Source organism: Clostridioides sp. LIBA-7678, assembly GCF_056716065.1.
In genome coordinates, this window is the sequence record NZ_CP196987.1 from 2,537,081 (window position 1) to 2,555,516 (window position 18,436).

Sequence of the window (18,436 nt, forward strand, 5' to 3'; positions counted from 1 at the left end):
TACTAAAAGTATTTTATTAAAAATACTTTCTGTATATTTCTTTTGCTCTTGATTTCATTTCATCAGTTGCTTCTTTCATAGGTTGTCTACAATATCCAGCTTCAACACCTTGCTCTTCAAGTAGTAATTTAATTGTTTGATATAGACCATTTCCTAATATATCTGTTATTAAATCATTAGTCACATGTTGTACTTCAAGTGCTTCTGATATTTTTTCATTTTTAGTTAATTCAAATATTTGTCTGGCTCTGATACCGTTTACATTAAATGTAGAACCAATTGCTCCATCTACTCCTAAAACTGTAGCTGGCAACATCATTTCATCAAATCCTGCAAATATTAATTTATTTGGGAAAGTTTTTCTCATTCTTTCTAATAAGTAGAAATCTGCTGCTGTAAATTTAACACCTATTATTTTTTCATTTTCAAATAATTCTCCAAATTGCTCTAAACTCATATCAACACCAGTTAAAAATGGTATAGAATATATTATTAATCTATTATCTACAGAATTTATTATTGTATTGTAATAGTGTTTTATTTCTTCAAAATCAAATTTATAATAAAAAGGTGTAACAGCACTTATAGCATCATATCCTAAATCAGTTGTAAATTTAGCAAGTTCCACAGCTTCTTTTAAATTAACTGAACCAACCTGAGCTATTAATTTTATTTCTTCTTTTACTTCATCTTTAGCTATTTCAAATATTCTTTTCTTCTCATCAGTTGAAAGCATGAAATTTTCTCCTGTACTTCCCCCTACATAAAGACCATCTATTTTACAAACATCTATGTTATGTCTAATTATTTGTCTTAACCCTTTTTCATTTATATTTCCTTCCTTATCAAATGAAACTAATAATGCTGAATAAATTCCCTTCATATCTGTTGTTCTCATATCCTTACCTCCAATTTTAGTTTTTAAATATAGTTAAATATAATAATTTTTTAATTTATAAATTAATTTTTAATTAATTTCAATTGCTTTAACAAACTTTTCTGTTATTAGTTGTGGTCTTGTTATTGCTGAGCCTACTACTGATGAATGAACACCTAACTCAAATACCTTTTTTAAATCTTGAGGAGTATTTACCTTTCCTTCAGCTATTACAGGTATTTCTAAATCTTTAACTAATCTTTCCATTAGTGCAAAGTCTGGACCTTCTAAAACTTCTGTATATGGAGTATACCCAGATAGTGTAGTTGAAACACAGTCCACACCATACTCTTGAGCTTTAACAGCCTCATCATAGTTTGAAACATCTGCCATTACTAAAACCCCATTTTCTTTTATATACTTTATAATTTCCTTTAAATCTTCATTATTTGGTCTAACTCTATTAGTGGCATCTAAAGCTATCATCTCACACCCTGTTGTCAGAAGCTCATCAACCTCCTTTTTAGTTGGTGTTATATATATATCTGAATCTTCATAATTTCTCTTTATAATACCTATAACAGGAAGTCCAGTAACTTTTTTTATTTCAATAATATCATCAACCCCTTGAGCCCTAATTCCAACAGCTCCACCTTCCATAGCAGCCTTAGCCATTCTACCCATTATAAAAGGACTATGAAGAGGTTCATTTTCCAAAGCTTGGCATGATACTATTAATTTACCCTTTACCTTATCTAGCATTTTTTCAATTACCTCATTTCTGAAATTTATTTTCTTGATTTATGTATTAATAATAACATGAAAACTTTTTCTTTGCAATATTTTTTCATATTTTTTTCTTATTTCTATATTTTTACCAGTTTATTCCATGAGTTAGCTTGTTTTTCTTATTTAAAAGAAATTTTATTTCATTTTTTTGGTGTTTATTTTCATTTTATATAAGTACTCTCATAAATACTCCTGTTAAATTATTTCAATAAAAAAACCTATGTACACTATACATAGGTTTCCCAATATTACTCTAAATCCATTATAATTTTTCTACCACAACATGGACAAAATTCAGACTCTGAATCTATTTCACTTTCACAGTAACCACAAACTATAAAATCACCAGATTCATTTTCTAACTCAAATTTTTTACCACATTCCGCACAATATTTATCATTTACACTTCCAACATAACCACATTCACAAGTTACATTACTTTCTGCGATTTCCATTTCGTTAATTTCCATATTTTTTTCATAGATTATCTTGTCGAGTTCTAGTAATTCATCACAAAACTTATCAAAACTTTCATCATCAAAATAATCTTCTCTAATTTTTTGATATGTTAGTATTCCCATTTCTAAGAATATCTTTGCTTTCTTTTCTTGAATATCCTCAATCTCTCTATTTATCTTTGATTTTTCTTTATATAATTCAACTTTAAATTTTCCATTACCAAACTTTTTCTTAACTTTAGAAAACTTATCGTCTACTGTATTCTTAGTATTTTCTTCCATAGAAATTTCCTCCAATCATATTTAATCAGCTGAGTTTAGCTTATACCCTATTAAAGATATCACAAAACTATATATAAATGAAATTATAATAGTTTGGAATACTTTAAATTGCATTATTAAAGTTGCACCATAACTAGTTGTATTAAAGAAATTAATATTACTATCAAGTATAAATGTGCTAAATAAAGCCAGCATACCCATTAAAAATGCATAATACACACTAAACACTATTACAGGCTTGATATTATCTGTGTCATACTTAAATCTCAATTTATATCCATTTAATAATAGTATTAATGCAGATAAAGCTCCCATTGCATAAAACATTAATTTAGTATCTCCAAATAGAGATGATGAGCCCAAACTAAATATTGATACTGTTGAATTTATTATAGTAACTGAAATTCCATTTGCAAAAGCCCACATATAACTAGCTATTTGTGGCAGTATAGCAAATAAATTTGCTCCATTTGAGTAACTACTCATATCTAATTCGTTTAAGTAGCTACTATCGGATACAGTTAGTACAAATAGGATTGCCAATACTAAAACATATCCTAATATAAATATCTTTATAGAATTTGAAAAAAGAGACATATACATATTTTCTTTTTCATAACTCTTTTTGTAATTAGTTATATATGTACATATAAATCCTAATACAAATCCATTTAAAAGAACACTAAAAAACTGATAACTATATTCTAGTGCATAGCCATACTCTAACATACTATGTGAACCAGTCTTTACATTAGTAAAAACAGATAGAACAGCTAAAATTAATCCATAAAGAATCCCAACTCCTAATGAATTTGCTAATGTAGATTTTGAGTCTTTACATCTTTTTCTCATAAAAATTAAATTTGATATTATTAATCCTAGAATAGGGATTATAAGTAATATTAACAATCCTATATTAGCATTTATAAATCCAGAACCCATCATAGTAGACATAGATACACTAATCTGACCCAAGTTAAGAGCTAGAATTATATGTGCTGGATTTATTAAATAACTAATATCATTAAATTGAATAGTTATTACAGCTTTAAATATCAATGCAATAATAAATAATATAAATACATTTGTAAAGGTTGTTAAAAATATTCCTCTTGTATTTGCATGATGTGAAAGCTCTTTTATTTTAGATTTTAAGTCTAATTTTGTTTCAAATGGTTTTAAGGATGCTACTTCATAAAGCTCATTTCCACAAAATTTACAGTAATTATCTTTAGAATTATTTTCTTTGCTACAACTAGGACAAATTTTTTCTTCTTTTCTTTTAAGTGTGAAGTTTTTATTTTTTATTTTTCTAGTTAGTTCGCCTGTTGTTTTGGAATAGTTATTATGTGAATAATTCATATTATTTATTTTTTTTTCATCCATTTTTTCCCTCCAAGTTTTACTGTTGTAAATTATCAAATATAACTATATCATATAAAACTTAATTATACCTTAATTGGATATATTTATCTATTTTATTTGTTTATTGTTGTTATTTTTTAACAAGTATTGGTATTTCAATAATTTATTAATGTCAGTTTTGTTGTTTATGTTTTATTATGCTTAATTTAAATTTATTCTATTCTTTATTTTCAGTGGCAAGATGGTGGCAAGTTAGGTTTTGCCACCATTTATTTTTGATTCCAAAATTAAGTTATAAATAGTTATTATTATGTTACTTATAACTATATAAATTTAGTACATAGTTTATGTTTTAATACAAACAAAGCTTATCAATATTTAAATGCACTTTTCTGTTAACTTTTCTGAAATAAGTTAACATTATCATAAACTTATGCTATACTTTTTATAAAGGGGGTTTTATTTATGTCAACTTTTGGTGAGAGGTTTAAACTTTTAAGAACAGAAATGAATCTAACTCAAGAGGAACTTGTTGAAAAATTTAATAAAGTTTATCTTACGAGTTTTAATAAATCAACAATATCACAGTATGAAAATAACAAAAGAAAACCAGAAATAAACGTTTTAGAAAATTGGGCAGATTTTTTTAATGTATCTATTGATTATCTTTTAGGGAGAACTCTTGTTAGAAATCACATAGATACCGTAGCAACGCATAAATCTAATCCTAACAAAGTTTTACCAGAAGAAGCTCAAGAGCAACTTAATGATTATATAGAATTTTTAATAAGCAAATATAAAAAATAAATATTTAGAGCAGTTCACACCTGCTCTTTATATATAACAAAACTCAAAAATACATTCTTTTTATAGGGGGATTTCCATGAATAAACTAGACGCACTTTTAGATTTAGCAAAAAATGAAGAAATAGAAATTTACTACACTGACAAAATAACAGATGACATAAAAGGATTGTATATAAACAAACAAGGGCTAAAAATTATATCATTACTTAATTCATTAAAACAAAATAAGACTAAACTAATAGAAATTTTAGCAGAAGAATTAGGACATCATTTTACCAGTGTAGGAGATTATGTATCTTCAGAAAACAGCTACAAAAATAAAATATTGATAGATAAAACTGAAGAAAAAGCTCTAAGATGGGCAGGTGAATTTCTTATAGCAGAAGAAGAGATAATACATGTTATTAATTCATATGCCACAAATGTCTATGAAATAGCTGAAGAATTACAAGTTAGTGTAAAATTTTTATTAAAAAGATTAGAATTTCTATCAAGAAAGAAAAACATGTTAGACTTGGGAAATAATAGATTCCTAGTATTAACTAGCTTACCAAATTTCTACATATATGAGGATATTTTTTAAACTCTTTTATTCTACTTTTATAGTTTATTATTTAACAAATACATATTTAAATATAATTATAATAAAATGTATATAAAAACTAGGTAATTGTAAGAATATCAATATAATATCATAGTATAAACTGAATAAAAAAGATTCATATAATATTGTACATAAAAAAAATATATAAAGAGCAGTTAATCTGCTCTTTTATATAAATATAAAACTTAATTATAATAAAATACTAATTGAAAAATTCATTTAATATTAATTAATAAATACAATCTAACATAATTTTAGATTGTTACACATAATATATTTTGATATAATTAAGTTATTAATAAAGTATTCCAAGTATCTAAGAAAAGAAAAGGGATACTTATTTTTATGTTTTATTTTTAATGGAGGCCTATATGAACTTAGAAAATTTAAAAAAAATTTTTGGATTTCCTCTAGACAAAGAACATAAAGAAAACGTTGAAAAAGAGCTTTGCAATTATCTTTATCATACAGGGAAAATCATTTGTATAATAATAATAATATCCCAAATAATTATGATTATATCAATATCAGCTAGAGAAGGTGGCCCTTTTGCCACTCCAAGACGTCAATGGTATTTTTGTATGTACATAACACTGTTCTCTGTATCTTCAATCTTTATGTTTGTATTTTCTTATCTTTGGAATAAAAAAAAGGAGTATTGCACTTTTTATATAAACTTATGGGTAATTTATGTATCTTTTTTCTGCCTATGGGGATGTGTAATTACTCTACTCGACCAATTAGGTGGAAATGACTTAAGTGTATTTAGTTACATTATGTTAGCAGCTGCGGCTTTTTCAGTATTAAAATTCGGAGAATCAATAATAGTTTTTGGTGGATGCTTTTTATTTCTTAACTTTTTCTTACCTGGAATTCAAACTATACCAGGTAATGAATTTAGTAATATCGTTAATACTTTTTTTATAACATCACTTGCTATTTTTGTTTCTACAATGCTATATAGAAGTCGTGTATTTACTTATTATGACAAACTTCTAATTCGCCAACAATATGAGGAAATATATCATATAAATAATTTACTTAATCATAAAGTCATGATAGATGAACTAACTAAAATGAATAATCGTAGATACCTTGAAGATATTCTACAAAAAAAATTAATCAGCTATGCAAATCAAGTACCTATAACTGGAATGATGCTAGATATCGATTACTTCAAGCAATTTAATGATACCTATGGACATCAAAAAGGAGATTATTGCTTGCAAAGTATCGCTAAAGTAATTTTAGATTTTACAAATTCTGAAAATGCACATGCTATACGATATGGTGGCGAGGAATTTTTTATATGTATTTTCAACTGTGATGAAGAAGATGCTAAACTTAAATCAGAATGTTTACGAAAAATTATAGAAAATTGCCATTTTGAACGTGATGATGTACCTTCAAAATGTGTAACTGTTAGTATTGGAGTTTATACAAAGAAAATTGAAGAAAAAATAACATTAGAAGAATTTATAAGTTACTGTGATAAAGCTCTATATACTGCAAAAGAAGAAGGACGTAATTGTGTGGAATTTTATTAAAAAATATATAAATAAAAGTATTAATCCTTCATGCTTAAATTTTTCAGGAAAAATTTTTTTATATTTACAGTAAGTAAACACTATTAAATAAACCTATAAATTAGACTTTTAAACTTAAGTCTCACTTATAGGTTTATTATTTTCTGAATATTAATTATTTTGAATTTTAATATTTATAAGCTATACCATTAAATCTAAGTTATATTTTCAAATATATTATTATCTAATTTTCCATTTCTTTAATCAACGAAACATTTTGCTTTTCTATAGAATTTAACACATCTGTATCAGCTCCTATATCATAATCTGGCTGATACCATGATTTATTACTAAAATAACTCTTATATGGCTCTTCTTTAAACACATACCCATATCTTGCAAATATTTCATTTCTTATATAGGCTAACTCTCCTTTGCTATAACCCTCGAGTTCTTCTCTAGTCAAAACTCTTGAATCACTATCATATATAATATAATCATCATCATAACTTACTTCTTTACTTTTTGAGTTAGAATCTGAATTTGAATCACTTTTACTGTTCTTGTTATTATTTTTTTCTTTATCACTCTCATCACTTGTTTTATTATTTATGCTTTTGATAAATTTATCAGCTTCTTCTTTGGAAATTTTGTTAAGTGTACCACTTACTTTGTCAGCTTCTAATGAAATTTCATTACTATTATATCTAGTTACAGACAGTTTTTTATTTGATGAACTATCCTTACTTTTTAATACCATACTATTGCTATCTGAACTTTCTACTTCATATTTAATCGTATAATTACCTTCTTCTTGGTTTTTAGTATAAAGTTTTATTTTATCAGGTTCTTCAAACTCAAATATATTATACTCATCAGCCTTCCAAAAACCACTTAAATCTTTTGGCTCTAGATTTTTAGAATAAATCAATTCATTTTCTAAATAAATCTCTGAGTACTTTTGTATATTACTCATTTCAACTTTATCTTTCTTAGTCTTCATATTATAAAAATGTACTTCCTTATTCTTGCTAGAATATACTATGTTCTCTGAATTAAAGGAATAACCAATCACATCACTTGCTATCTTCTCTTTATCTAAAAATAACTCACCACTTGATTTAACATAAAGTAATTTATCATTATTAATAATAGATAGATTAGAATTTTCTTTCATGTCATTTCCTATTTTTTCTTCTTCTTTATTATCTTTCTTGATATATATGTCACTATCAGAATTTATAAATACAATACCATCATTAATTAAACTTATATAATCAATATCAGATTTTATTTTCTTAGATTCGTCTTTTCCTACTTCTTTTTCATATAATTCATCATCACTATTTATAAAGTAAAATTTATTATTTCTATATCTATAAGACCTAACATCTGATGCTATTTTTTCACTTTTTCCATTTTTATATAAATACAATTCTCCTTTTAAGTCTTTATAATTATACTCACTTATATACATAATATCTTCATCATCAGATTTTACTCCCCATAAATTCGATACATCCGAACTAATCTTAACTTTATCATTTTTATCTAAGCTTTTTAAGTATAAATTATCATCATTATTTATAAATATCACATCGCCTTTATTGTTTATAATATCAAAATTTTTTATATCTGTTGATATTTTTTCTTTATCTCCATTTTCTTTATATAGATATAACTCTTCATCTGTATTAACATAATATATATACTTTCCATCTTGAGATATCTTATATAATACAACATCATTGGCTATTTTTTCTTTGTCTTTCCCATCATACTTTACATACAAAGAATTTTCTGATGATATATATGCCATAGTCTTTGAAGAAGGAATAAATTCATATGAGTTAAGTTCACTAGAAATTAAGTCTGATGCTAATTTTTCCTTTTCTTTTTTTAAATTGTATTTATACAAATTATTCTCTTTATCCTGAATTAATATAGATTGCTCCCCATTTATATAATCTCTCTTTGTATCTATAGGTATATCTGATGCTATTTTTTCTTCATCCTTACCTTGTGTCTTTATATATACATCTGTCATACCATCAGAATTATCCTCATCTCTTTTTAATAGTATAAGAGAATTATCTCTTTTATCCTGACTATTTTTAGAATTATTTTTTGTACAACCTGTGCATATAAGTACCAAACTTAAAACCATAAATAACCATTTCTTAGATATTCTTACTCCCCCTCATATAATAGATAATGTAATAAATATTTTTTATATTTAACATTTTACACATTTTCATACTATAGCCTTATATATTTGTAATATAAAGCTAGCCTACAAATTCATTTATATTTTTTCCATAATTATCTAAAATCACTTTATAGTTTATAGTATATCACAACAAACGTTATCCTATCACATTAACTATAACTACTCCAAAAGCCTTTAATGCTTCTTGAAGTACTTCATTTCCTCCATAAGGATATCCTATGGGATTAAAATAAAGTTTTGAAGTTTTTTCTTCAATCATTTTACAACCTTCTATTGTATAATCACCTATACCAATTTCAGAAAATACAGTTTCAAAATCCCACGGAACAGATTTCAAATACTCTTGTATTTTTTCTTCATCTAACTGTTTATATTTCTCCCAAAACATTTTATTTTCTTCTTCTGTTGGCCACCAAAAATAATCTAATTCTTCTCTATAATAAAAATCTTCCACTCTTTCTAAAATATAATATTCCAAATCATTAACTTGTACACAATCATTTTTTATACTTGCTATATATGAAAATAAATTCTCAATCCTCTTAAATACTTCAATATTATCAACATTAAATTCAATAAAACAAAATTCACACATCATATTCCCCTCCTAACTTGAATACTTTATACTTATATTGTATTGCAAAATAAAATTAATTAAATCATATGTTTACAAGTACAATAAAAATAACTTGCATATATCCAAACTAGATAATATACAAGTTATTTACTATTTTTATGCTTAAAATTATATAATTTTACTATAATTTATAATTATTAGAATTCAGAATTCTTAGGAGTTCTTGGGAAAGGTATAACGTCTCTTATATTAGACATACCTGTCATATACATAATTATTCTTTCAAATCCAAGACCAAATCCAGAGTGAGTAGCAGTACCAAATTTTCTAAGCTCTAAATACCACCAGTAATCTTCTTCTCTTAATCCCATTTCATGAATTCTATCTAATAAAACGTCTTCTCTTTCTTCTCTTTGAGAACCCCCAACTATTTCTCCAACACCAGGAACTAATAAATCCATTGCTCTAACAGTTTTACCATCTTCATTCATTCTCATATAGAATGCTTTTATATCTTTTGGATAATCAGTTACAAATACTGGACAGTTGTATATTTGCTCTGTTATATATCTTTCATGCTCAGTTTGAAGGTCACATCCCCATTCAACTGGATACTCAAATTCATGACCTGATTCAATTAATAACTCTACTGCTTTAGTGTATGTTATTCTAACAAATTCAGAGTTTACTATCTTATTTAATCTTTCTAATAATCCTTTATCTATAAAACTATTAAAGAATTCCATTTCTTCAGGAGCATTTTCTAAAACATAACTTATAACATATTTTATCATATCTTCTGCAAGTTCCATGTTATCTTCAAGGTCTGCAAAAACTATTTCTGGTTCTATCATCCAGAACTCTGAAGCATGTCTTCCTGTGTAAGAGTTTTCAGCTCTAAATGTAGGTCCAAAAGTATAAACATTTCTAAAAGAAAGTGCCATTATTTCAGCATTTAATTGTCCACTAACTGTTAAATTTGCTTCTTTTCCAAAGAAATCTTGAGTATAGTCTATTTTTCCATCTTCAGTTTTTGGAATATCATTTAAATCCATAGTTGTTATTCTAAACATTTCTCCTGCACCTTCACAGTCACTACCTGTTATGATTGGAGAATGTGCATATACAAAGTTTCTTTCTTGGAAAAACTTGTGTATAGCATATGCAGCTATTGATCTTACTCTAAATACAGCTGAGAAAGTATTACTTCTTGGTCTTAAATGTGCTATTGTTCTTAAGTATTCAAGTGTATGTCTTTTCTTTTGTAGCGGATATGAACTATCTGATTCCCCTTCTACAACTATACTTTTTGCATGTATCTCTACAGGTTGTTTAGCTCCTTCTGTAGATACCAATTCACCTTCCACAAATATAGATGAGCTTATTGCTAATTTTCCTATTTCTTTAAAATTTTCTACTTTCTCATCAAATACTATTTGCATATTCTTAAAAAAGCTTCCATCATTTAACTCTATAAATCCAAAGTTCTTAGATACTCTAGATGTTCTTATCCATCCAGCTACTTTTACAGTTTTTCCTATGTACTGCTCTTTGTCTCTGTACAATTCTTTTACTGTTATAAATTCCTTTTGCATTTTAAATCCTCCTAGTATAATTATTATTAATTTCTTATAAATATAATTTCAATAAAAAAAAGCCCTTCATCCCTATATAAAGGGACGAAAGACTATTACTCTCGCGGTACCACCCTAATTGTCATAAATGACCTCTTAGTTAAGCAATGCTTAAAGCCTATAACGGTGCCTTCCGTCTAAGTCTACTTGCTAAACAAGCTTTCGATTAGAAACTCCAAGATGTTCTTCAATATAAACCTCGTATTGAGCTCTCACCGTCCTCAACTCGCTAAAACTACATTTTATATCTACTCTTCTCTTCACAGTATTTATCTTTTATTATTTCCGCTAATTAACAAAATTATACCAATTTATAAATTTTTAGTCAATAAATTTATGAAATTGATACTGATTGCTATTTATAAAAAAAGTAGAGTAGCACATTGTTCATCAAACTAGATATAAGTCTACAAGCCAATACTACTCTACAAAATTACAATAAATACTTATTTTTATCATTGAATCTTACAATTTTTATAACTTACTTCCATTGTCAACCCAATCTTTTGCTTCCTCAACACTATTAAGTGAAGGTATTGAAACTTTACTATGAGGTTTTAATTTTTCAACATCAGCCCATGCTGCTGTTGACTCATTTCCAACTAAAAGTGGACTTCTAAGTCTTTTATTATCTTTGCCTTTTAATGCTCTTGCTTTCTTATTTTCCAAAACTATCACCTCTATTATTTATTTTGTAATAGTTTTAGCAATTTTTCAAATTAAATTCATAAGTTGAGATTATAATGATTTTTAAATAAATAATATACATTTTTAATACCTAATTCAATCCTATTTTTATCCAAAATTTTTATTTCATATTACAAAATATACGACTATCTTTTTATTTTAATATTAATTTTTGGTACTATTTTTTAATATAAAAAACATACTAAAAATCTGATTATCCCCTAGAACACAGTACCTATCCGCATATATACAGGACTAACAAAGCCATTTTACTACTAATTTACTACTACCGAATGAGCCTTGATACGTTGATAAGTCCTAGAAATGCAAAGATATGGTATTAACACATCAGTATTGTCTGAACCTCCCATGACTAAAGTCACAGGGTTCCTGTTTCATAGAATCTTGCATACTGAAATATGTCTTACCAATTCTCCACAGGCTATCCCCGTAGTTCCTACGGTTCTTACATAAGTTATTTATTTTAAACTGTTATTAGTCTTAGTCCTTCTTTTAATATATTTATACTTGCATTTATATCTCTATCATGAGTTACATTACAACAAGGACAAATCCATTCTCTTACAATACTACTCCTTAAAAGGTGCAGTCTATGGAATCTATAAAGAAGATGGTACGAAAGTTACCACCATCACAACAGACGAATACGGAAAAGCTATTTCTTCAAATATTAAGCTAGGAAAATACTATGCTCTTGAAAAACAGCTCCAGCAGGTTATGTATTGAATCAAAACAAGATTCCATTTGAGTTAAAATATGCAGGTCAAACCGTAGATACTGCGGTTCAATCTACTACTGTAAAAGAAGTCGTTATCACTGGTGGCTTTGACCTTGTGAAATTTGGAAACTATGACTGGCAAACAACATTAGCTAGTATCTTAAATCCAAAAGAAATCATTGAGAAACAGGTTGTTGATACGAATAGCATTGAGAGTTTTGTAGAATCCTTTAGCAAGGAATATTTTTCATGGCAACAGTCGCAAGATTCACAGGACAAACGAATTGAACGTTTGAAGAATTATCTGACTGAAAACCTACAACAGTTGAATACTGAAATGGTTCGCTCGGATATTCCTACTAGTTCTATTGTCAACAGCTTTCAAGTATGGAGTGTGACACAGAACAATGAAAATGCCTATGATGTACTCTTTTCAGTAGGACAACAGATTTCAGAGGGCGAGAACAAAAAGAATATCGCTTCCACCTATACTGTTACTGTCTATGTAGATGAAGTAGTCAATATGGTAATTATTAAGAACCCTACCATTGACAGCAAGCCACAAAAGGCAAGCTATGAGCCTGTACTTTCTGATAGTAATGGAACGGTGGACGCAAATACAACAGAGGAAATTAATAGTTTCCTAGACACATTCTTCAAGCTCTATCCTACTGCAACAGAAAAAGAGCTATCTTACTATGTAAGTAATCAAGCACTTGATGTAATTAATAAAGATTATGTATTTGTGGAACTTGTGAATCCTGTTTATACACAAGTTAACAATCAAGTGACTGCTATTGTAACAGTGAAATACCTTGATAAGGAAACCAAAGTTACACAGTTTTCCCAGTTTGAGCTTACTTTGCAGAAAAATGACAACTGGAAAATAATAATGGAATAGTTTCTATGTAAATATATTTTTACTATCTTACCTAACTAATTGAAAGATGATATAATTTAATCAAAGATTTGGTAAGGAGGGATGAATATGCATTTAATTGATTTTATGAATGAAGATATTAAAAAGAAGCTTGTTAAAAAAACGTATAAAAAGAAAGAGACTATTCTTTTTGCTGGGCAAGAAAATGAATATGTAATTCTTATGATTGACGGTATTGCAGAAGCATTCATCTTAAATGTGAAAGGAAACATCTCAACTATTCATCTTTATAGAAGTGGTAGTTTTTTTGGAGAAATGGAACAATTTAATGATGGGAAAAAACCCGTTGAAATTGTCGCTTTCACAGATTGTAATGTATATAAACTTCATAGAGATGATTTTTTAAACTGGTTAAGGGGAGATTTTGAAGCTACAAAATTTCTGATTCGAGAAATATCTAGTAAATTAGTTGTAAATGCTGAATTAATTGAAGAATTATCATCTTTAAGTGTTAAAGAACGACTTCTGAGGTGTATATCCTTACACTATTATAGAAGTGAATTAAATCTGCTTACCAAAAAACAGCTTGCTAGCGAAGTAAACGCTCCAATTAGAAGCATTAATCGTGCTATAAATGAATGTGTACAAGAACATCTAATTGCTTATGAAAACAAAAGATTTAGTGTAATTAATCAGCGAGAGGTATTAAAGAATCTTCCTACAACATAAGTATAATTTCAAAAAAGTATTGGATAATAATTATTCAATACTTTTTTATTTCGGGTCAAGTGACCTATTTTTTTTTATTTCTTCATTATATAATACTCCTATGCATAATTATGTTGGATTGATAGCTAATAAAAGAAAGTGAGAGGTGTTATATTATGACTAAAACACAACAGGAAATGATACAAAACGTATTAGAATTTTCAAAAAGAGATAGTAGGATAATAGGACTTGCAATTAGCGGTTCTTATATCACAAAATCGTTAGATGAATATTCTGATTTGGATTTTCTGATTGTAGCAGATGATAAATCCTATGAAGAAGTTATCGAAGAGAGATTACTTATTGCGGAACAGTTTGGAACATTAGTTTCTGCTTTTACTGGCGAACACGTTGGAGAACCTCGATTGATAATTTCCCTCTATGATTCCCCTGTTCTTCATGTTGATTTTAAGTTTACAACCTTAGATGGTTTACTAGATAGGGTTGAAGATTCAGCTATTCTCTATGAAGAAAACAACTGCATAACAGAAATTTATTCTAAAAAAGAAGCATACTTCCCAACTCCAGACTTACAGTGGATTGAAGATAGATTTTGGATTTGGGTTCATTACGCTTGTACTAAGATTGGACGTAGAGAACTATTTGAAACAATTGATTTTTTATCTTTTTTAAGACAATCAGTACTTGCCCCATTAATACAGCTTCTCTTAGGTAAATTACCTCGTGGAGTTAGAAAAATTGAATTGGATGCACCCCAATATATTGAAGCATTAGAAAAGACGGTTGCTACCCATGAATATGAAAGCTGTGTTAATGCATTGCAGGCTACTATCAACCTGTATCTTGAGTTAAGAGAGGAATTATCACAAAGTCCTATTGTCCGAAAGGTTGAAGCTGAAAGGGTTGCATTACAGTATTTTCAAGATTTAATCAAATAAACCCAAAGTAAAAAAACATTGAATAGTAAATTTGAAAGTAACAGTATGGAGGATAACTATGAGTGATATTTTAAGTAGAATTACAAATAAAATTGGAGATAAGAATATAGTTGATAAGTTATCAGCTCTATCAAAATCAGATTTGAACTCACTTCTATTAGAAGTGTTTGATAGACAAGCAAATACTTTAACTGCAACTGATATTCTAAAGTCATACCAACTAAATAGATTTACTATCCCTAGTGGTATAGATCCAGAAGAAATTCATGCTTTGGAATCAAAATTATTGAGAAAAGCATTCAATATGGATATCAAGACGATTATGCTTTCTCCCTCTGCTCCATTAGGTAGCTGTAGCGTTTTTGGCTCCGTAGATCAATATAACGTAGTAAGTGCTCTACGAGGGACAGAAACACTTGCAGACCCCTCAAATATGTTGGCAATAATTATTGCTGACAAATTAAAAAGAAAAGAAGAAAATAATACCATACCTATCCACATGGCTACTACTGCTAGGGCAATAAGAGCACAAAATTTTGTAGGTAAAGGTTTATATTCACATTTTGGCTTATATTGTATGGTTTCATCTGGTATAGATACAGGGTCTTACACTTGTGAAAAAATGTTGTTAGAAAAGCACTTAAACTATTATAAAGATATATTAAGTGAAATAGAAAATGTTCGTTTCTCTATTATTCTACGCAAAAGAAACGGATACAAAGATAATGACGGATTTTTCGACAGAATGGTTGAAACTATCAAACTTATTTTTCCTAATATAGAGTTATCAATTCATAATGATGATGTTGATAATAATTATTATAAAGGTATCAATTTCAAATTATCGGTCAAACAAGGAAATGAAACCATTGAAATAGTTGATGGTGGATTTGTTGACTGGACTTATCAAATGCTTGGAAATAAAAAAGAACGCTGTTTGATAAGTGGTATTGGCTTAGAAAGATTTCTTGTAGCTGTTTCATAAAAGGAGAAGAAAAATGGAACTTCTAGAGTGGAATTATGCTTATATTACCGATTTAGTTGAGTTTGCGAATGATAAAGAAATTGCAAATAATCTTCGTGACAACTTCCCCCACCCTTATAGGGAGCAAAAAGCTAGAGATTTTATTAGTTTTTGTTTGGCAACTCCAGATGTTAAACAACTTAGCTATGTTATTTTTTATCAAGAAAGGGCTATTGGAAGTATCATCCTAACATTTGAAGAAGATACCTCTATTAATAAAAATGCTGAATTAGGTTACTAGCTTGCTAGGAACTATTTGGGCAAAGGGATAGCAACAAATGCAGTAAAAAAAATATGCAAAATTGCCTTTGAAAAATACAACCTTAACAAAATTCATGCTAATGTATATTCCTACAATAGAGGGTCAAGTAAAGTATTGGAAAAATGTGGTTTTAAGATTGAAGAATACTGTCACAATTCCATAATAAAGAATAGAAAAATGCCAACTTATGCAAAGTATCTTCCAAAAAGAAAATGTCGATACTCCTTGTAGATACAGGATATATCGACATTTACCAACTTATGAAAAGATAATCAAATTTAATATAAGTTTTTTTTATGACAACTATACAATAAAATTAAACTACTAATTAAAGATGCTTTTTTATTTACAAAGTATTTGCTATCTGTTGAATTGTATTTTTCAAATCTAAAATCCCATATCCTTGTGATACATTAGGATATGTATATATATCAAGTTTTGTTGCTCCCAATATTAAATATGTTTTTAAAACTTGTGTAAATAATGATAACCTTGGTATATTATCTTGTTTTTCTAGATATTCCATTAATAAAGCTAAGACACCAGTAACTATAGAACTACTAATACCTGTTCCTGTTCCTGTATTATATGTTCCGTTTTTGTATGTAGATATTATGTCTACACCTGGAGCTACTATATCTGGTTTAATTCCTCTTCCTCTAATTGGACCTTTTGAAGAACCAATCCACATACTATCTGTTTTATTGTTAAATGTACCCACTGTGATTACATCGTCACTAGCCGCATACATCGTTATTGTCGCAATTGAATCAGGGTCCAAAAATCTTGTATCTGGAGCTATCAGGTTTTTATTCGGTAAATATATATCATATTCTCCTCCTATTACAAGTTCTGAAGTCAATCTTAAAGTCCATACTCCAGGTTTTATATCTCTTAACTTTATCTCCAAGTTTTCTTTTCCAGAAGTGATATATGGATAAATAAATCGCATTGCATAAGTAGTATTTTCTAAGTTGAATTTTCCTCTATATACATAAAAGTCTGGAGAATATCTTATATCATGACTAACTTCACCTGAAGGAGATATTATCTGTGCTCCTATTTTATCTGGACCATTCGTATTTAGTGTTATATCAAGTGCATAATCATCCCCATCTTGTATTATTACATCTTGTACTTCACCTACACTACTAAATCTGCCAGAATAATGAATGTCTGTATTGCCTTGATTACCTGCACCACTGACTACTACCACACCAGCACTACTCAACAGACTAAAAGTATCTAATATTGAAGTAGTTGCTACAGCACCTGATTTAACACCAATAGTTAAATTTATTATTATAGGTTTATTTTCTGTTCTTGCTATATTAGTAACATATGTTATCGCAGCTAGAAAATCTGAAACACTGTAATTTATCCTTCCAGCATAATAAGTATCCACATATGATTTTAATTTAACCACTATTAAGTCTGATTCTGTAGTAATACCTCTATACTGTGAATTTACCCTTCCATTCCCAACCAATATACCAGAAGCCAAAGTTCCAGTACCTATATTATCTTGACTTAAACTCCCATCATTTCTACTTATAGCTATATTTAACTCACTTCTTGTAAATTCACTTCCAAAAATAAAACCTTCTGGAGGTGGATTTGTATTTGCTTCTTGGTCCCATAGTTTTAAAACTTTACTACTTCCATCCGCATTTATAAAGTCAGGATGTAAGTAATCTATTCCTGAATCTATAACTGCCAATAAGATTCCTCTTCCTGTTATATCATTGTATGGATTTTCATAGATATATTCAGTTTCGGCAGCTGTAGTAATAGTTTCTCCATTATTTACATTGTTAGTTATATCAATCAGACTACTCATAGGAGCTGACTCTTCCCACCATGCTACTTGCAATATGTTATTTAAAATAGTTTCATCAAAATCCATAGGTACATATATTACTGCAAGCTGGCTATTCAAAACCATATACCTATTTATACCATTTTCTTGGAGTGCAGTTTCTATATCGCCTTGATAAATTATACAATAAGATTTTTCCATAACTCCCT

18 protein-coding genes, 2 pseudogenes and 1 other annotated feature are annotated in these 18,436 nt (G+C 28.0%); of the genes and pseudogenes, 10 read left to right on the forward strand and 10 right to left on the reverse strand.

All coding sequences use genetic code 11. From position 1 onward, the window contains the following. Nucleotides 1–16: 16 nt before the first annotated feature. From ACTG46_RS12210 to ACTG46_RS12225, 4 genes are all read right to left on the reverse strand, one after another. A complete protein-coding gene (locus ACTG46_RS12210; protein WP_054270704.1) occupies nucleotides 17–898 on the reverse strand; it encodes an N-acetylneuraminate lyase in 882 nt (293 codons plus the stop codon). Nucleotides 899–967: 69 nt separating this feature from the next. Next, nucleotides 968–1,639 carry an N-acetylmannosamine-6-phosphate 2-epimerase gene (locus tag ACTG46_RS12215; RefSeq protein WP_054270705.1) on the reverse strand — a complete coding sequence of 224 codons (672 nt, stop codon included), beginning with the start codon at nucleotides 1,637–1,639 and terminating at the stop codon, nucleotides 968–970. Nucleotides 1,640–1,914: 275 nt separating this feature from the next. Beyond that, the gene (locus ACTG46_RS12220; RefSeq protein WP_479922890.1) at nucleotides 1,915–2,406 is read right to left on the reverse strand and encodes a zinc ribbon domain-containing protein; all 492 of its coding nucleotides are present in this window, start codon (nucleotides 2,404–2,406) and stop codon (nucleotides 1,915–1,917) included. Between the two features lie 21 nt (nucleotides 2,407–2,427). Next, complete coding sequence (locus tag ACTG46_RS12225; protein ID WP_479922891.1) at nucleotides 2,428–3,792, reverse strand: hypothetical protein; 1,365 nt, start codon at nucleotides 3,790–3,792, stop codon at nucleotides 2,428–2,430. Between the two features lie 444 nt (nucleotides 3,793–4,236). Between ACTG46_RS12225 and ACTG46_RS12230 the strand changes: the two genes are divergently transcribed. The 3 genes from ACTG46_RS12230 to ACTG46_RS12240 all read left to right on the forward strand — a co-directional run bounded on the left by ACTG46_RS12230 (nucleotide 4,237) and on the right by ACTG46_RS12240 (nucleotide 6,729). Then, entirely contained in the window at nucleotides 4,237–4,578 is a 342-nt protein-coding gene (locus ACTG46_RS12230; RefSeq protein ID WP_054270708.1) for a helix-turn-helix domain-containing protein, read from the forward strand. Between the two features lie 76 nt (nucleotides 4,579–4,654). Next, nucleotides 4,655–5,161: an ImmA/IrrE family metallo-endopeptidase gene (locus ACTG46_RS12235; RefSeq protein WP_054276988.1), complete on the forward strand. Its 507-nt coding sequence runs from the start codon at nucleotides 4,655–4,657 to the stop codon at nucleotides 5,159–5,161. A gap of 392 nt (nucleotides 5,162–5,553) precedes the next feature. Further along, complete coding sequence (locus tag ACTG46_RS12240; RefSeq protein WP_479922892.1) at nucleotides 5,554–6,729, forward strand: GGDEF domain-containing protein; 1,176 nt, start codon at nucleotides 5,554–5,556, stop codon at nucleotides 6,727–6,729. Nucleotides 6,730–6,952: 223 nt separating this feature from the next. On the opposite strand, the gene ACTG46_RS12245 is transcribed toward ACTG46_RS12240, so the two are convergent. The 5 genes and pseudogenes from ACTG46_RS12245 to ACTG46_RS12265 form a co-directional block, all read right to left on the reverse strand. Further along, the gene (locus ACTG46_RS12245) at nucleotides 6,953–8,875 is read right to left on the reverse strand and encodes a YARHG domain-containing protein (RefSeq protein ID WP_479922893.1); all 1,923 of its coding nucleotides are present in this window, start codon (nucleotides 8,873–8,875) and stop codon (nucleotides 6,953–6,955) included. 199 nt (nucleotides 8,876–9,074) lie between these two features. Further along, nucleotides 9,075–9,536: a hypothetical protein gene (locus ACTG46_RS12250; protein ID WP_479922894.1), complete on the reverse strand. Its 462-nt coding sequence runs from the start codon at nucleotides 9,534–9,536 to the stop codon at nucleotides 9,075–9,077. Between the two features lie 176 nt (nucleotides 9,537–9,712). After that, nucleotides 9,713–11,110, reverse strand: a complete 1,398-nt coding sequence (gene asnS, locus ACTG46_RS12255) for an asparagine--tRNA ligase (protein WP_219673327.1) — start codon at nucleotides 11,108–11,110, stop codon at nucleotides 9,713–9,715. A gap of 77 nt (nucleotides 11,111–11,187) precedes the next feature. Then, nucleotides 11,188–11,422 (reverse strand) — a binding site (T-box leader). A gap of 201 nt (nucleotides 11,423–11,623) precedes the next feature. Next, nucleotides 11,624–11,818 (reverse strand): CDIF630_02480 family spore surface protein, encoded by a 195-nt coding sequence (locus ACTG46_RS12260; RefSeq protein ID WP_021385202.1) that lies wholly within the window; start codon nucleotides 11,816–11,818, stop codon nucleotides 11,624–11,626. 502 nt (nucleotides 11,819–12,320) lie between these two features. Continuing rightward, nucleotides 12,321–12,422 (reverse strand): annotated as a pseudogene (locus ACTG46_RS12265) (zinc ribbon domain-containing protein); the annotation flags it as partial. Here ACTG46_RS12265 and ACTG46_RS12270 point away from each other — a divergent pair. From ACTG46_RS12270 to ACTG46_RS12300, 7 genes and pseudogenes are all read left to right on the forward strand, one after another. Beyond that, complete coding sequence (locus ACTG46_RS12270; RefSeq protein WP_407963406.1) at nucleotides 12,413–12,583, forward strand: prealbumin-like fold domain-containing protein; 171 nt, start codon at nucleotides 12,413–12,415, stop codon at nucleotides 12,581–12,583. The pseudogene ACTG46_RS12265 and the gene ACTG46_RS12270 overlap by 10 nt on opposite strands. Next, a complete protein-coding gene (locus tag ACTG46_RS12275; RefSeq protein WP_479922895.1) occupies nucleotides 12,580–13,476 on the forward strand; it encodes a conjugal transfer protein in 897 nt (298 codons plus the stop codon). The genes ACTG46_RS12270 and ACTG46_RS12275 overlap by 4 nt, the downstream gene beginning before the upstream one ends. 87 nt (nucleotides 13,477–13,563) lie before the next feature. Beyond that, entirely contained in the window at nucleotides 13,564–14,184 is a 621-nt protein-coding gene (locus ACTG46_RS12280) for a Crp/Fnr family transcriptional regulator (protein WP_479922896.1), read from the forward strand. 155 nt (nucleotides 14,185–14,339) lie between these two features. Continuing rightward, entirely contained in the window at nucleotides 14,340–15,122 is a 783-nt protein-coding gene (locus ACTG46_RS12285) for an aminoglycoside 6-adenylyltransferase (protein WP_479922897.1), read from the forward strand. 58 nt (nucleotides 15,123–15,180) lie between these two features. Continuing rightward, a complete protein-coding gene (locus ACTG46_RS12290; protein WP_054277017.1) occupies nucleotides 15,181–16,107 on the forward strand; it encodes a hypothetical protein in 927 nt (308 codons plus the stop codon). A gap of 13 nt (nucleotides 16,108–16,120) precedes the next feature. Continuing rightward, nucleotides 16,121–16,387, forward strand: coding sequence for a hypothetical protein (locus ACTG46_RS12295; protein WP_479922898.1), 267 nt, complete (start codon nucleotides 16,121–16,123; stop codon nucleotides 16,385–16,387). A 12-nt stretch (nucleotides 16,388–16,399) separates the two neighbouring features. After that, nucleotides 16,400–16,639: pseudogene (locus tag ACTG46_RS12300) on the forward strand (GNAT family N-acetyltransferase); the annotation flags it as partial. A gap of 115 nt (nucleotides 16,640–16,754) precedes the next feature. Here ACTG46_RS12300 and cspC read toward each other — a convergent pair. Further along, complete coding sequence (cspC, locus tag ACTG46_RS12305) at nucleotides 16,755–18,428, reverse strand: bile acid germinant receptor pseudoprotease CspC (protein ID WP_479922899.1); 1,674 nt, start codon at nucleotides 18,426–18,428, stop codon at nucleotides 16,755–16,757. Between the last annotated feature and the right edge of the window lie 8 nt (nucleotides 18,429–18,436).

Bases quoted from the DNA above. Each gene is read 5' to 3' on its own strand.
- ACTG46_RS12210 (WP_054270704.1), bottom strand. From the start codon at position 898: ATGAGAACAACAGATATGAAGGGAATTTATTCAGCATTATTAGTTTCA.
- ACTG46_RS12215 (WP_054270705.1), bottom strand. From the start codon at position 1,639: ATGCTAGATAAGGTAAAGGGTAAATTAATAGTATCATGCCAAGCTTTG.
- ACTG46_RS12220 (WP_479922890.1), bottom strand. From the start codon at position 2,406: ATGGAAGAAAATACTAAGAATACAGTAGACGATAAGTTTTCTAAAGTT.
- ACTG46_RS12225 (WP_479922891.1), bottom strand. From the start codon at position 3,792: ATGGATGAAAAAAAAATAAATAATATGAATTATTCACATAATAACTAT.
- ACTG46_RS12230 (WP_054270708.1), top strand. From the start codon at position 4,237: ATGTCAACTTTTGGTGAGAGGTTTAAACTTTTAAGAACAGAAATGAAT.
- ACTG46_RS12235 (WP_054276988.1), top strand. From the start codon at position 4,655: ATGAATAAACTAGACGCACTTTTAGATTTAGCAAAAAATGAAGAAATA.
- ACTG46_RS12240 (WP_479922892.1), top strand. From the start codon at position 5,554: ATGAACTTAGAAAATTTAAAAAAAATTTTTGGATTTCCTCTAGACAAA.
- ACTG46_RS12245 (WP_479922893.1), bottom strand. From the start codon at position 8,875: ATGGTTTTAAGTTTGGTACTTATATGCACAGGTTGTACAAAAAATAAT.
- ACTG46_RS12250 (WP_479922894.1), bottom strand. From the start codon at position 9,536: ATGATGTGTGAATTTTGTTTTATTGAATTTAATGTTGATAATATTGAA.
- asnS (WP_219673327.1), bottom strand. From the start codon at position 11,110: ATGCAAAAGGAATTTATAACAGTAAAAGAATTGTACAGAGACAAAGAG.
- ACTG46_RS12280 (WP_479922896.1), top strand. From the start codon at position 13,564: ATGCATTTAATTGATTTTATGAATGAAGATATTAAAAAGAAGCTTGTT.
- ACTG46_RS12285 (WP_479922897.1), top strand. From the start codon at position 14,340: ATGACTAAAACACAACAGGAAATGATACAAAACGTATTAGAATTTTCA.
- ACTG46_RS12290 (WP_054277017.1), top strand. From the start codon at position 15,181: ATGAGTGATATTTTAAGTAGAATTACAAATAAAATTGGAGATAAGAAT.
- ACTG46_RS12295 (WP_479922898.1), top strand. From the start codon at position 16,121: ATGGAACTTCTAGAGTGGAATTATGCTTATATTACCGATTTAGTTGAG.
- cspC (WP_479922899.1), bottom strand. From the start codon at position 18,428: ATGGAAAAATCTTATTGTATAATTTATCAAGGCGATATAGAAACTGCA.